The 14,601-nt window shown below is 73.5% G+C and carries 11 protein-coding genes; 7 read left to right on the plus strand and 4 right to left on the minus strand.

Features of this window, described 5'->3' with window-relative positions:
* Positions 1–283 precede the first annotated feature (283 nt).
* From WMF27_RS29760 to WMF27_RS29770, 3 genes are all read left to right on the plus strand, one after another.
* Positions 284–1,690: an NAD-dependent succinate-semialdehyde dehydrogenase gene (locus tag WMF27_RS29760; protein WP_437765492.1), complete on the plus strand. Its 1,407-nt coding sequence runs from the start codon at positions 284–286 to the stop codon at positions 1,688–1,690.
* Between the two features lie 60 nt (positions 1,691–1,750).
* Positions 1,751–2,533, plus strand: coding sequence for a dienelactone hydrolase family protein (locus tag WMF27_RS29765; RefSeq protein WP_437765491.1), 783 nt, complete (start codon positions 1,751–1,753; stop codon positions 2,531–2,533).
* Between the two features lie 153 nt (positions 2,534–2,686).
* Positions 2,687–3,040 carry a DUF1801 domain-containing protein gene (locus WMF27_RS29770; protein WP_437765490.1) on the plus strand — a complete coding sequence of 118 codons (354 nt, stop codon included), beginning with the start codon at positions 2,687–2,689 and terminating at the stop codon, positions 3,038–3,040.
* Positions 3,041–3,082: 42 nt separating this feature from the next.
* Here the strand turns inward: WMF27_RS29770 and WMF27_RS29775 are convergent, their stop codons facing one another.
* On the minus strand, positions 3,083–5,548 hold the full coding sequence (locus WMF27_RS29775) for a substrate-binding domain-containing protein (RefSeq protein ID WP_437765489.1): 2,466 nt from the start codon (positions 5,546–5,548) through the stop codon (positions 3,083–3,085).
* Between the two features lie 136 nt (positions 5,549–5,684).
* On the opposite strand from WMF27_RS29775, the gene WMF27_RS29780 reads away from it, so the two are divergent.
* From WMF27_RS29780 to WMF27_RS29795, 4 genes are read left to right on the plus strand one after another with little or no spacing between them, the layout of a single operon-like run.
* Entirely contained in the window at positions 5,685–6,662 is a 978-nt protein-coding gene (locus tag WMF27_RS29780) for a fumarylacetoacetate hydrolase family protein (RefSeq protein WP_437765488.1), read from the plus strand.
* Positions 6,659–7,324: a maleylacetoacetate isomerase gene (maiA, locus tag WMF27_RS29785; protein WP_437765487.1), complete on the plus strand. Its 666-nt coding sequence runs from the start codon at positions 6,659–6,661 to the stop codon at positions 7,322–7,324. The genes WMF27_RS29780 and maiA overlap by 4 nt, the downstream gene beginning before the upstream one ends.
* Positions 7,325–7,362: 38 nt before the next feature.
* Positions 7,363–8,514 (plus strand): 4-hydroxyphenylpyruvate dioxygenase family protein, encoded by a 1,152-nt coding sequence (locus WMF27_RS29790; RefSeq protein ID WP_437765486.1) that lies wholly within the window; start codon positions 7,363–7,365, stop codon positions 8,512–8,514.
* Positions 8,514–9,683, plus strand: coding sequence for a homogentisate 1,2-dioxygenase (locus WMF27_RS29795; RefSeq protein WP_437765485.1), 1,170 nt, complete (start codon positions 8,514–8,516; stop codon positions 9,681–9,683). The genes WMF27_RS29790 and WMF27_RS29795 overlap by 1 nt, the downstream gene beginning before the upstream one ends.
* Here WMF27_RS29795 and WMF27_RS29800 read toward each other — a convergent pair.
* From WMF27_RS29800 to WMF27_RS29810, 3 genes are all read right to left on the minus strand, one after another.
* The gene (locus WMF27_RS29800) at positions 9,658–10,215 is read right to left on the minus strand and encodes a hypothetical protein (RefSeq protein ID WP_437765484.1); all 558 of its coding nucleotides are present in this window, start codon (positions 10,213–10,215) and stop codon (positions 9,658–9,660) included. The genes WMF27_RS29795 and WMF27_RS29800 overlap by 26 nt on opposite strands.
* A gap of 25 nt (positions 10,216–10,240) precedes the next feature.
* Positions 10,241–11,344: a deoxyhypusine synthase family protein gene (locus WMF27_RS29805; RefSeq protein WP_437765483.1), complete on the minus strand. Its 1,104-nt coding sequence runs from the start codon at positions 11,342–11,344 to the stop codon at positions 10,241–10,243.
* Between the two features lie 69 nt (positions 11,345–11,413).
* On the minus strand, positions 11,414–14,590 hold the full coding sequence (locus tag WMF27_RS29810; RefSeq protein ID WP_437765482.1) for a hypothetical protein: 3,177 nt from the start codon (positions 14,588–14,590) through the stop codon (positions 11,414–11,416).
* Positions 14,591–14,601: the final 11 nt, after the last annotated feature.

The following is a 14,601-nucleotide window of genomic DNA, read 5'->3' on the forward strand; positions in this document are numbered from 1 at the left end:
CTCTGCGTAATGAACAGGACGTGCGATGGCGACCCCCCTCCCCCCTCACGCGCCCGGAACATGCGCGGAATATGCGTGGAATATGCGTGGACCGCGTCGACCGCGTGGACCACGTCGGAAGGCGCCGGAACGACGCGAACGAAGGAAGAGAAGCGGGCTCGTCCTCGCTGACCATTGCACGACGTGGCGGGTCTGGCTCAAGCTCGCCTGCCGGGGCCGCTCGGCGCGCCCCGAGCTGGCTGGCGACGAGCCGCGGCCCGACGCTCGAAGAGGAGGCACATCCGTGAACACCGCCATCGCGACGATCAATCCAGCGACCGGAGAGACGCTCGAGACGTTCGAACCCCTCTCGTCAGCGGCGCTGGAGCAGAAGGTGGCGCGCGCGCACGCCGCGTTCCGCGGCTTCCGGCAGACCCCCGTCGCCGAGCGGGCCCAGAAGCTGCGCCGGGCAGCCGACATCCTGGACGGCGAGAAGGAGCAGCTCGGGCAGCTCATGACGCTCGAGATGGGAAAGACCATCGGCTCCGCCGTCGCCGAGGCCCAGAAGTGCGCGACCGCGTGCCGCTACTACGCCGACAACGCCGAGCGCCTGCTCGCCCCCGAAGAGGTCGCCACCGACGCGGGCAGGAGCTACGTGGCCTTCCACCCGCTCGGCGTGGTGCTCGCCATCATGCCGTGGAACTTCCCGTTCTGGCAGGTCTTCCGCTTCGCCGCGCCGGCGCTCGTCGCCGGCAACGTCGGCCTCCTCAAGCACGCCTCGAACGTCCCCCGCTGCGCGCTCGCGATCGAGGACATCCTCCGCCGGGCCGGCTTTCCGGAAGGGGTCTTCCAGGCGCTGCTCACCGGGACCGACGTCGTGCCGCGCCTCCTCGCCGACCCGCGCATCGCGGCCGCGACGCTCACCGGCAGCGAGAACGCGGGGCGCAGCGTCGGCGCCCACGCCGGCAAGCACCTCAAGAAGGTGGTGCTCGAGCTCGGCGGAAGCGATCCGTTCATCGTCCTGCCGAGCGCCGACCTCAACGCCGCCGTGGGGACCGCGATCCGCGCGCGCATCATCAACAACGGCCAGTCCTGCATCGCGGCGAAGCGCTTCATCGTCCACGAGTCGGTCGCGCCCGAGTTCGAGCAGCGCTTCGTCGCGACCATGCGGCGCCTGCGGGTCGGTGATCCGATGGATCCGTCGGTCGACGTCGGGCCGCTCGCCACGCCGCAGATCGCCGCGGAGCTCGAGGAGCAGGTGCGGGCGTCGGTGGCCGCGGGCGCGCTCCTCCTCACCGGAGGCAAGCGGCTGAGGGGGCCGGGCAATTACTTCCCGCCGACCGTGCTCACCGACGTCCAGCGCCCCTCCCCCGCCGCCGACGACGAGCTCTTCGGCCCGGTCGCGGCGGTCTTCCGCGTCACCGACCTCGACGAGGCCATCCACATGGCGAACTCCACCCGGTTCGGCCTCGGGGCGAGCGCCTGGACCCGCGACGCCGACGAGCGCGAGCGGCTCATCAACGAGCTCGATGCCGGCCAGGTGTTCATCAACGGCATGGTCGTGTCCGATCCCCGGCTGCCGTTCGGCGGCATCAAGATGTCCGGCCACGGCCGCGAGCTCTCCTCGTACGGCCTGCGCGAGTTCGTGAACGTCAAGACCGTCTGGATCGCCAAGGACGAACGGCCGAGGGGCCTGCCAGCATCCGAGTGATCCGGCCAGCCGTCCGGCCGCCGCTTCCCCGGCGTCCTGCGACGGGCGATGATGGCGGCCATGTCGCTCCCCGGCTTCACCGAGACGCAGTTCTCGCACGGCGGCGTGGCGCGGGTGGTCTACCGCCGCGGCGCGGGCCCGGGCGTCGTCGTCATGCACGAGATCCCGGGCATCACCCCGTCGGTCGCGGCGTTCGCCGAGCGCGTGGCGGACGCCGGCTTCACCGTCTTCGTGCCGCACCTCTTCGGGACGCCCGGCAAGCCGGACACGCCCCTCTACATCGTCGAGCAGCTGGGCCGCGCCTGCGTCAGCCGCGAGTTCCACGTGCTCGCGTCCAGGCAGGCGAGCCCGATCACCGACTGGCTGCGCGCGCTCTGCCGCGACGTCCACGCGGAGCTCGGGGGCAAGGGCGTGGGCGCGATCGGCATGTGCCTGACGGGCAACTTCGCGCTGGCGCTGATGGTCGACCCCGCCATCGCGGCGCCCGTGCTGAGCCAGCCGTCGCTGCCCTTCCCGCTCTCGCGCGAGCGCCGCGCCGGGCTGCACCTCTCCGACGACGGCCTCCGCGCCGTCAAGGAGCGCGTCGCCGCCGGTACCCCGGTGCTCGGGCTCCGCTTCACCCACGATCCGATGTGCCCGAAGGAGCGGTTCGACCGCCTCCGGGCCGAGCTCGGCGACGGCTTCGAGAGGATCGAGATCGACTCGTCCCCAGGCAACCCCCATGGGATCCCGCGCACCGCCCATTCGGTCCTGACGCGCGATCTGGTCGACCGCGAAGGCCACCCGACGCGCGAGGCGCTCTCGCGCGTCCTCGCCTTCTTCCGCGAGCGCCTCCACCCCTGACCGCCCGCAGCGGAAGCCACGCCCCAGGCCGGAACGTCACGCGATGCCACGCGACGCCAAGCGCCGCCACGCAACGTCACGCGACGATGCACGGCCGGTTGCGTCTCCGTGAACGTCGGCATACCGTCATTGATTGTGTCGGACGATCCGGCCGTGGCCGCTCTGCTGAGCGAGTACCCCCCTGCTGCGCAACAGCTGACCTTGCACGTGCGCAAGCTGCTCCTCCGCATCATTCCCGACCTCCACGAGCACGTCTATCCAGGCTGGCGGCTCGTCAGCTTCCGGATGGGCAGCGGCGACCAACACAAGATCTGCTGGCTCGCCCCGCAGCGCTTCGGCGTGACCCTCGGCTTCGAGCGCGGCGCCGAGCTGCCGGATCCGAACGGCCTGCTCACCGGCGAAGCCAAGCAGGCCAGGAACCTCCACATCCGCTCTGCCAAGGACGTGGACGTCGCCGCGATCGCCGCGCTGGTCGCGGCCGCCGTCGCGCTCCACCGGGACCGGTGAGGATCGCGCGGAGCGCCGCGGCGCGAGGGCCGCGCCCGCGGCTCAGCGGCGCCCGTGGACGACCCGCCCGCCCGTCTTGCCGAGCGCGTACGAGAACCCGAGCTCCAGCGTGGAGCGGGTGACGATCCCCCCGAGATCGAGCCCCTGCTCCACCATGAGCCGCGCGGCCTCGGGCGCGATCCCGACGAGCACCACCTCGGCCCCGAGCAGCCCGGCGGCGCGCGCCGCCTGCGCGAGGTGGTTCGCCGCGCTCGCGTCGACCACCGCCATGCCGGTGACGTCGATGATCACGACGCGCGCCTGGTGCTCGGAGATCTCCTTCAGCATCGCCTCGATGAAGCGGCCGGAGCGGTGCGTGTCCAGCGCGCCCACGATCGGCATGACGAGGACGCCGCGCGCGATCGGCACCACCGGGCTCGACATCGCGGCGATCGTCTCGAGGAGCGCCTCCTGGCGGCTGCTCAGCGACTCGAGCGCCCTCGTCCGCTCCTTGATCCGCGACAGGAGCCGCGCGTTCTCGATCACGACGGCGGCCACCGCGGCCACGCGCTCGATGAGCGCCAGGTCGGTCGCCGAGACCGCGTCGGGCTGGGGGCTGGCCAGGACGAGGACCCCGAGGACCGCCTCCCGCGAGAGCAACGGCACGCCGACCAGCGTGCGCGCGCCGCGCCCGCGCGCCTCGGCGACGTCGCCGAAGCGCTGGTACTCGCTCGACGCGGTGTCGATGACGAGCGAGCTGCACGAGCGCATCACCTGGCCCACCAGCGAATCGTCCGCGACGGGCGCGCGCTCGTCGTCGGCGAGGCTCTCGCGCTGGGCCATGCCGATCACCAGGAAATCGAGCGCGCGCTCGTGCCCCCCGGCGCCCAGCCTGCGGTTCGCGATCCTGCGGGCGGAGCTCGAGGCGAGGTGATCCGAGAGGGCGCTCGAGAAGGGCGTGCGCTCGAGGGTCACGAGGTCGACCCCCGTGTCGATGCAGCGCGACGCCGGCAGGTCCGCGAGGGCCTCCGCGACGCCCCGCGTGGCCATCTCGTAGAGCGCCTGCACGCCGCGGTACCCCATGTCGTACTCGCGCTGCACCACCGCCGCGTGGATCACGCCGTCCTGGAGCATCGCGACCGTGGCGGTGACGAGATCGAAGGCGACCACCTTGAGATCGCCGGACCGCCCGAGCTTCATCGACGCCTGCCCCAGGCTGGGGCCGTTCTCGCTGCACACCCCGAAGGCGCCGGCGAGGCCGGGGTTCGAACGCACCGCGTCGACGGCGAGCGCGATCGCGCGCTCCACGTCGAAATGGTTCTCCGAGAGCGAGCTCACGCGGACCGCCGAGCCGGCGATCGCCTCGCGGAAGCCCTCGATGCGCCCCTGGGCGTTCGGCACGGCGAAGGACTCCGCCTGGATGGTGATCCCGCCTCCCTGCGGCAAGCACCGCAGCATCGCCTGGCCCGCGATCCTCCCGGCGGCCCGGTTGTCGGTCCCGACGTAGAGCAACGACCGGCTGCCCGGGGCGGCCGGCGTGTCGATCGTGATGACCGGGATGCCCGCCGCCATCGCGCGGCCGATGGCCGGCTCGAGCGCCACGGGGTCGATGGGCGCGATCGCGATCCCGTCCACCCGCCGGCGGATCCCTTCCTCGAGGAGCGCCTCCTGAGCCGCGGCGCCGGCGGACAAGACGCTCCTGAACTCGACCCCGGCCCGGAGATCGCGCCCCGCCGCCAGCGCGCCGTCCCGCAGGTTGTTCCAGTACGCCGTCAGCGGCCGGCGGGGAGCCTTGTAGACGCGGATCATCGGACGGCCTGGCGCGCCGCTCGCGTCGTACGATCCGCGCCACCCATCGGCGACGCGCCCCTCGCCCCCAGCATCCTCCAGGACGGCGAGGTCGATCGCGCTCCAGCGCGGGCCGGTCTGAACGCTCCGGATCCCGTCCGCGAGCGTCTCGATGAGCTCGAGGGGATCGACCGACTCGGCGACGGAGCTCAGCACCTCCTCGAGCAGGCGCAGCTCCTGGGCGCTCTGCGCCTTCTCCTCGAAGAGGCCGCGCCGCTCGAGCGCGGCGCCCACGCTCGCCGCGACCGACTCCACGAGCGCGCGGCGCAGGCCCGAGAGCGGCGCCGCGTCCTGCTGCTCCAGGGCGAGGTAGGCGCCCGGCGCGCCGAACATGGGCACCGCGATGACGTGGACGTAGACACCGTCGGGCAGCCAGCCGGGCGCTTCCGCGAGCTCGGGCAGGTGCTCCCGGTACCACGCGGTCGCGGGGACGACGCACGGGCCGTGCGCCGCCTCGGGCGCCGCGGCGGGGCCGAACGGGGCCGACGCGCTGAGCGCCCCGCCGTCGGACGGCACGTTCACCCGGCCCGGCAGGAGGCCGTCGAGCCCCACGATCGCCCTGTACGAGAGGCGCCGGCCGGTGCGCATCAGCAGGCTCCCGCGCCGCGCGCCCGGGAGGCCCTCCATGGCTCGCCGCACAAGGTCGTGGAGGGTCGAGAAAACGTCCAGTCCGGTAGTCATGCAGATCCGTTCAGCCGCTCGCTCGCTGCGCAGCGCGCGTGCGGGCGGGCGCATCCCGTAGCAGGCGTGAGCGGGCTCGTGCTTGTCAAGCAGAGACGATGAGACCACCGTAGGACCACGAGGAGCTCGCACCCGCATGAAGCTCGCCTCTCTCCGCGGCCCCGGCCGCGACGGCACGCTCGTCGTCGTCCGCCGCGACGGCCTCGCCTACGCGCCCGCCGGCGCCGCCCTCCCCACGCTCCAGGCCGCGCTCGACGACTGGGAGCGCGCCGAGCCCGCGCTCCGCCGCATCGCCGACGATATCGAGCGGGGGGACGCGGCGGTGACCCCGCTCGTCATGGAAGAGCTCGCCGCGCCGCTTCCGCGCGCCTACGAGTGGGTCGACGGCTCGGCGTACATCCACCACATCGAGCTGGTGCGCAGGGCGCGCGGCGCCGAGCCCCCCGCGACGCTGACGACCGATCCGCTGGTGTACCAGGGCGGCTCCGGCGTCCTGCTCGGCCCGACCGACGACATCGTCCTGCGCGACGAGGTCTGGGGCCTCGACTTCGAGGCCGAGGTCTGCGTCGTCCTCGGCGACACCCCGCAGGGCACGCGCCGCGAAGAGGCCCACCGGCACATCCGCCTCTTCCTGCTGGCCAACGACGTGACGCTGCGCAACCTCGTGCCCGCCGAGCTCGCGAAGGGGTTCGGGTTCTTCTGCTCCAAGCCCGCCACCGCGTTCTCGCCGTTCGCGATCACGCCCGACGAGCTCGGGGACGCGCTCCGCGACGGGCGCGTCCACCTGCGGCTCCGCTCGACCTACAACGGCGCGCTCATCGGTGATCCCGAGGCCGGCCCGGAGATGCATTTCTCGTTCTTCGAGCTCGTCGAGCACATCGCCAGGACGCGCGGCTTCACCGCGGGGACCCTCCTCGGCAGCGGCACCGTCTCGAACCGGGATCCGGCGCGCGGCGTGTCTTGCCTCGCCGAGCGGCGCATGCTCGAGATCCTCTCGGACGGGGCGGCCAGGACGCCGTTCATGAAGCCAGGAGACACGATCATGATCGAGATGCTGAATCGCGCGGGAGAGAGCCTGTTCGGGCGCATCGCGCAGCGGGTGGTGGCCAGATGAGCGCCGCCGTGAAGGGGCTCGCGCTCTACGGCTACTGGCGCAGCTCGTGCAGCTGGCGCGTGCGCATCGCGCTGGCCCACAAGGGCATCGAGCACGCGTACCGGCCGGTGAACCTCGTCCGGGACGGCGGCGAGCAGCTCCGCGACGAGTACCGGGCCAAGAACCCGATGGCGCAGGTGCCCCTGCTCGAGTTCGAGCAGGGCGGCGCCGTCCGGCGTGTGTCCCAGTCGGTGGCCATCATCGAGCTGCTCGAAGACCTCTTCCCCGCGCCGCCGCTCCTGCCCGCGGATCCGTACCTGCGCGCCAGGGCGCGGCAGCTCGTGGAGATGATCAACTCCGGCACGCAGCCGATGCAGAACACCGCCACGCTGAAGTACGTGAGGGACGAGCTCGGCGGCGACGAGAAGGCCTTCGGCCGGCGCTTCATCGCCTCGGGCCTCGCCGCGTTCCAGGCGGCGGCGAGCGAGCTCTCCGGGCGGTTCTGCGTCGGCGACCAGGTCACCGTGGCGGACGTGTTCCTCGTGCCCCAGCTCTACAACGCGCGGCGCTACGAGGTCGACCTCGCGCCGCTCTCGACCCTTGTGCGGATCGAGGCGGAGTGCATGGCGCTGCCCGCCTTCCAGGCCGCCCACGCCGACCGCCAGGCCGACGCGGTCGCCTAGCTCGCCCCTGCGTTACCCCCTCACGACGGAGGATTCGGATGGCCAAGGTGGAGTCGATCGGCATCAAGCGGGTGGAGGCGCTGCACTACTACGTGCGCGACCTGGAGCGGAGCCGCAGGTTCTACACGGAGAAGCTCGATTTCCAGGAGATCGCCGCGAGCTCGCCGGATCTCACGGCGGCGGCGGCGCAGCAGTCGGTCCTCTTCCAGGCCGGCGAGTGCGTCATCGTCTGCTCGCAGCCGATCGGCGAGGGCGGGCGAGCGTGGCGCTACCTGCGCAAGCACCCCGACGGCGTGGGCACGGTCATCTTCGAGGTGGAGGACATCGACCGCGCCTTCCGGCTGCTCGACGGCCGCGGGGGCACGCCGATCGACGAGATCCAGCGTGCGACGGACGAGGGCGGCACCTTCGCCTCGTTCTCGATCACGACGCCGTTCGGCGACACCACCTTCCGCTTCGTGGAGCGGCGCGGGTACCGGGCGCTGTTCCCCGGCTGCGTGGCCTACGACGCGTCGCGCGGCGGCGAGAACCGCTTCGGGATCGCCCGGTTCGATCACATCACCTCGAACTTCCAGACGATGGCGCCCGCCCTTCTCTGGATGGAGCACGTGCTCGGGCTCGAGCCGTTCTGGCAGATCGCGTTCCACACGAACGACGTGGCGAAGGACACGGACCACGGCTCGGGCCTGCGCTCGGCGGTGATGTGGGACCCGGCCTCGGGCGTGAAGTTCGCGAACAACGAGCCCTACCGGCCGCACTTCAAGAGCTCGCAGATCAACGTCTTCAACGAGGAGCACCGCGGCGACGGGGTGCAGCACGCGGCGCTCGCCGTGGAGGACATCCTCGCCGCCGTGCGCGCGATGCGCGGCCGGGGCGTGGAGTTCATGCCGACCCCGGCCGCCTATTACGACATGCTGCCCGAGCGCCTGCAGCGGCTCGGCATCGGGCAGATCGACGAGGACGTGGCGGCGCTGCGGGAGCTCGAGGTGCTCGTCGACGGCGACGGCGCGAGGTCCTACCTCCTCCAGATCTTCCTCAAGGAATCGTCGGGCACGCACCGCGATCCCGACGCCGGGCCGTTCTTCTTCGAGCTCATCCAGCGCAAGGGCGACCGCGGCTTCGGCGCCGGCAATTTCCGGGCGCTGTTCGAGAGCATCGAGCGGCAGCAGAAGGCGGGGGGGCACGGCTGATGCTCGATCGCGTCGTCGCCGGGATCGTCCCGCCCAAGCACCACATCGCCCTGCGGAGCGAGGCGGGGGAGCTCCGCTACGAGGAGTGCCTGACGCGGGCGGGCTTCGACGGCCCCTACACGATCGCTTACCACGAGCGCCGGCCGCACGAGCACCGGAGCGCGCAGGCGGCGCACGGCTTCACGCTGCCGGTCGCCGCGCCGGCGCGCCCGCTGGCGAAGCGGCACTACCGGTCGCAGGATCTGCCGCGGCGGGGCGGGCCCGCCGTCGACTGCCGCGTGCCGCTGCTCTTCAACGACGACGTGGTGATCGGGCTCGTCCAGCCGGACGCGGCCGACCCGGTGTACTTCGCGAACGCGGACGCCGACGAGCTGTTCTTCATCTTCCACGGGGGCGGCGTCCTGCGCACGATGCTCGGCGATCTCCGCTTCGAGCAGGACGACTACGTGGTCATCCCGAAGGGGCTCTTCTACCGCTTCCTGCCGGACGCCGCGCCCCAGCGGTGGCTCTCGATCGAGGCCGCGGACATCCACCTCCCGCGCAGGTGGCGCAACGAGGTCGGCCAGCTGCGGATGGACGCGCCGTACTCGCACCGTGATTTCCGGCGGCCCACGTTCGTCGGCCCCCTCGACGAGGGCCTCCGCGCGCTCGTCGTGAAGCGCGGCGGCGCCTTCCACGGCTTCGCCACAGGGCGCTCGCCGCTCGACGTCGTCGGCTGGGACGGGACGGTGTACCCGTTCGCGTTTCCGATCCAGCGCTTCCAGGCGCGCGTCGGGCTCGTGCACCTGCCTCCCGACTGGCACGGGACGTTCGCCGCGCGCGGCGCCCTCGTCTGCAGCTTCGTGCCGCGCCCGACCGACTTCCACCCGGAGGCGATCCCGTGCCCGTACCCCCACGCGTCGGTCGATTGCGACGAATTTCTGTTCTATTGCCGCGGCAACTTCACCTCGCGCCGCGGCGTCGGCCCCGGCAGCATCTCGCACCATCCGGCCGGCGTCCCGCACGGGCCGCACCCCGGCGCGTACGAGGCGAGCCTCGGGGCCCGCGAGACGAGCGAGCTCGCGGTCATGCTCGACACGACCCGCCCGCTCTCGGCCACCGCGGCCGCGCTCGCCGTGGAGGACCCGGGCTACCAGGACAGCTTCATCGCGGGGGCGGAGGCTTGTTGAAGCAGTCGCTCGTGCACTCGTTGAAGCGCTGCGACTCCTCGAAATCGATCCCGTTCAGCCCATTGCAGGACATGCCGATGATGCAGCGGGCGTTGCACACGATCGCCCCGACGCAGTCGTCGGGGTTGGTCGAGAACGGGAACCCCAGCCCGCACGCCATGAAGACGTCGTTGGCGTCCTCGCAGACGGTGCGGAAGAGGGAGATGCCGCAGCCACGGAGGCGATCTCGCTGGCCGTCGCAGCCGTCGAACAGGTAATTCTCGTCCTTGCATTCGAGCTCCTCCTCGACGCACGTCACGTACTCGTCGAAGGAAGCGGTGCAGCTCGCCTCCGCCGCGGCCGCCCGCGCGGTCTCCGCCTTGTCGACGCACTCGAGGTACCTCGCCTCGCTGCAGCCGGAGCAGTCGCAGATGCGGTCGCAGGCGCGCTCCTCGGGCGAGGGGCAGCCAGCGGACACGAGCGCGCCGCCGACGGCGGCCAGGGAGAGGAGCACCCAGTGGGTGCGCGGCGAGCGGCGCTTGGGGGCGAGCACGGTGACCTCCTCGCCCTACTTTATTTCATTTCGGCATCTTGCCGAGCCGCTCGAGCAGCGCGCGCACGAGGAGCGGCCACGCGACCGTGGCGTCCGCGTACACCTCGGAGAAGCGCCCGCCCTCCTGCGGCGGGGTGAACTTCCCCCAGCTCACGCCCTCGGAGTACGTGCAGCCGGACAGGCCGCCCCAGTGGACGGGCTCGGGGCAGATGCGGACGCCGTACTGGAACCGCGGGTGATCGACCTCGATGTCCAGGCGATCGCCGACGATGTCGTAGAACGGCGCGACCTGCTGGGCCCAGTTGCGCGGCACGCCGCCGCCGATGGTGAAGATGCCGAGGCGCTTCTTCTTGCGGACCAGGCGGGCGTAGCTCAGCAGATCGAGGAACGGATTGTACGGCGGCGGCACGGCCTCGCGCCACAGGTCGAAGCCCGGCTTGTCGCCGTGCTGCGCCTTCACCTTGCGCAGCATCCACGTCGCCACGTCGAGGCCCATCTCGCTGTCGGTGAAGGCCGGCACGTAGACGGGCACGTCGCGGAGGTACGCGCTCCGGAGCACGCCCGGCGAGTCGCCCATCTCCGCCAGCGCCTTGCCGAGCTGGCGGCAGATGATCTCGCTCGACCAGGGAGAGCCGGGGTCCAGCTTGTCGAGCTCCTTCCGGACGAAGACCTCGATCGCGTTGAGGTTCTTCTCCATCTCGAGCGTGTCGTAGACGCGGTTGTACCCCTTCTCGAAGTACGTCTCGTCGGAGATGCCCGGGTTCGCCTTGTAATGGGTCAGGCCGACCGCCTCGCTCAGCCCGTGCGCCATGAGCGCCCCCGTGCTGATGATGCAGTCGATCATGCCGGCCTCGATCATCCGGACGATGACGACGCCCATCTTGGCGACCGTCATCGCGCCGGAGAACGTCGCCACGACGAGGCAGTCCTCGTCGCGCACCATCGCCTCGAGCACGTCGCACGCCTCGCCGAGCGCGCGGCCGCTGAACGCGGTCCTGCTCATCGCGCGGAGCAGATCGTCGAACGAGTCAATCTTCAGCGGGTCGAGCGCGGCGAGCGGGACGAGCTGGTCTTCGACGCCGTCGCCGAGCTGGCGGTGCGAGGGACGAGGAGGCTTCGGAGAGGACATAGGGCGCGAACATATACCCGCGCGGAGGGTGGGCCGTCGAGCGCGAAGCTCCCCGCGAGAGGGGCAAACTCAGGGCCGGACGGGCAGCGAGCACGCGAGGCGGCGCGCGGATCTCACCGCTGGTCTGCCCGCTGCCGTGCCCTCCGTTCCGCCGAGCTTCCCGGCGCCCTGGCCGAGCCCGCGATCGCCGCCTTCGGCGCGCCGGGCCGCGAGATCGGCGCGAACGAACGCGAGCGGGCCCGCGCTGGGCTGGCCGTCGGTCCGCCGCTCCGGCTCCATCAGCGCGGCGATCTTCGCCACGCAAGCGTCACGACCCGACACACGGACGTCATAGACAGCCGTGCTCGCGGGCGCGCGGCGGCCATCGACCGTCGCGAACGCGCTCGAGCGATCGAGCAGGAAGCGCGCGCCGGGCGGGCGCGCGGCGCACGCCGGCATGCGGGTGAGCTCGGTGCGGACATTCGGGACGATCTCCCAGCCGTCGAGCGGCAGCAGCGGCGGCGCCTTCGCGGTCGCACCTTGCGCTGTCGTCGCGGCGGGCGGGATCGGCACCGTCCGGCCGAGCGTCAGGCCGCGGAAGCTGAGCAAGAGCGGCACGCCGGCGCTCGTCGGCTGCCCCAGCGCGGGCTCGCCGAGGTTCGCGAGCGAGGCGATCGCCCGCGGGGCCTCGCCGGAGGACCACGCGACGAGCGACGCCCCGCGGAGCCACGCGACGGGGCCATCCGGCGCCTCGCTGAAGGCGACCTCCGCCTCGGGCATCAGCTCCAGCGGCACCTCGGCGACCTCGGCGCCGCGGCCCGGCCTCACCTGGATCAGCACGTCGCGGCCCGAGGCGCGCACCCCGAACAGGATCCGGCCGCCGGACGCCGCGAACCGGGCGAGGATCGCGTCCCGGCCGACGCCCTCGGGCGCCGGGCCCGTCCACGAGCGGACCCTGGCCTGGAGCTCGGTCGGGTCGAGCCAGCGCAGCGTCCACGTCGCCCGCGGCGCGGCGGAGGCGCCGCGCGCCTGGAGATCGGCGCTGGCGCCTCTGGCAGCGGCGCCGTCGGGCGAGCGCACCTCGAGCGCGGCGACGGTGGAGAGCTGGCCCCAGCGTCTGGCGCTCACCGACGAGACGCGCCGCTGGCCGTCCGGTCCGGGCTTCGCGTCGCGGACGAGCAGCGCGAGCGCCTCCTGGGTGCTGCGCGGCGGCGGCACGCCCGCCGGCGAGAGCGGCGGCCCCGGCTGAGTCGTGCAGGCGAGCGCGCGCTCCGGCAGCGCAGGGGCCGGCGGCGGGCGGAGCGGCAGGAGCGGCGCGGCCCCGAGCGCAGGGCCGCCGGACGGCGCTCCCTGCGCGGGCAGCGGCGGCCCCCAGCCGACGCGGAGGTGGGTCGAGATCCTCAGGCCGGCCTCGTTCACGGCCAGCATCCCGGGCTCGGCGAGCAGGTCGCCTGTCCGGGCGACCTCCGCCGCGGCCTGGGGTGGGATCTCGACGGGCGACCACGTGCGGCCGGCGTCATCCGACGCGAGCACCGTCCTTTCCCCGACGGCGATCCCGCGGCCGGCGTGGACCACGGCGTGCGCGGCCCCGGCGAGGCGAGCCCGCGAGGCCTCGCCGCCGGGGGAAAGGACGACGGCGGTGAGCTCTCCGGCCTCGTCGGCCACCACGAACGACAGCGCGCCGTCCTGCCCCTCCTCGATCGGGCTGACCACGTTGACGTCGTCGCCCCCGCCGCGCAGCCAGCGGAGCGGGAGCAGCGGAGCCTCCCTGCCGCCGGCGTCGATCACCGCGACATGGGCGCCGGGCGAGGCGCCCTCGCGGCCGTCGCCGCGCGGCGCGGGCTCGTCGCGGGGCGCGACGTCGCTGTCCCAGAGCCCGCGCAGGATCGCGATCCGGCCGTCGGCGAGCGCGCCGGCGCCGCGCCAGCGGACGTCCGCGCCCGGGCGGACCGTGCTCCACCGGCCGCTCGGCTGTCGCACGCACACGCCGCCCTCGTCCTCCGCGTCGCACGGCGCGAGCAGCAGGGCGCCGCCGCTCGGGGACACGCGGAGCTCGGCCTCGCCGCTCCGCACGAGGACGGGGGGCTCGCCGCCGAGAGGGCGGTCGGGCTTGACCTGGAGCACGCCGAACGGATCGTGGCGGCCGTCCGGCCCGCCCTCGCCGAGCGCGCAGGCCACCCACGCCGCTCGCCCCGCGCGGCCGACGCCGCAGACGTTCAGCCAGTCGCCGCGGCCGAAGGGGGCGACCTCGTGGAGCGCGCCGGTGGCGAGATCCACGCGGGCGAGGACGCCGTGGCTCGCCGTGATCGCGGCGGACGACCACGCCGCGCCGCTCGAGATCGCCGCCTCGAGCGGGTGGCGCCCCGTCGCGCGGATCCAGCGGAGCAGCGGCGCGCCTGGGCCGGGCTCGGGGGCGTCGTCGACGGGCGCGGGCCCGAGCCGCGCCTCGGCGACCAGGATCCGCGCCTCGCGCTGCCCGGACGACGAGGCCCTGCCCTGCGTCACGGCGATCAGCTCGCCGTCGCGCAGACGGACGCCTGCGACGCGGAGCAGCGCGGCGGCGCCCTCTCCGTCCCCGCCCGGCGGCGGCGCGACGGGGCGCCACGACGCGCCGCCGTCGGCCGTGACCGCGAGCCCTGCCGCCTCGAAGAGCCCGGCGCCGTGCCGCGCGTCGCGGAACGCGAGGGCGCGCAGCGGCAGGGCGGGCAAGCCCGGCAGCGCGCGCGGCTGTCCCGTCTCGATGTCGAGGAAGATCGGGGAGTCTGCGATGGCGTCCCAGACGGCGACGGCGGCGGGCCCGCCGCCGATGCGCTGGAGGTCCGTCTCGGACCGGGCGAGGACCGCGGGCGCGCCGAGCGGGTCATCGAACCGGTAGACGCCGCGGACTCCGCGCCCGACGAGCCGCGGGCCGGCGGCGGACGGAACCAGCACGAGCTCGATCAGGGGCTCGGGGCACGCCGCGGTCTCCGGCCGTGCCACACCGTCGGCCCCGACGAGGACGCGCTGGCCGCCGACGAGCGCGAGCGTGCCGCCGGCGACCTGGGGCCCGATCGCGGTCGCGCCGCTCGCGTCGACCCAGCGGGCGGGCACGGGCGCGGGCGGCGGGGGGCGCGCCGCCGCGGGCGCGCCGCGCTCTTGCGGCGCGGGTCGGGCCGGCGCGCCGCCGCAGCGGGCGAGCGCGAGCGCAGCGAGGAGCGCGGCCGCGCGCCGCGACCTGCGCGGTGGCGCTGCGAGGCGGGGAGCGCCCGCCGCTCTGGACTGCATCATCGGGGCTGAGA

Origin of the sequence: Sorangium sp. So ce281 (assembly GCF_051527395.1) — a bacterium.
Taxonomy (GTDB): Bacteria; Myxococcota_A; Polyangia; order Polyangiales; family Polyangiaceae; genus Sorangium; species Sorangium cellulosum_B.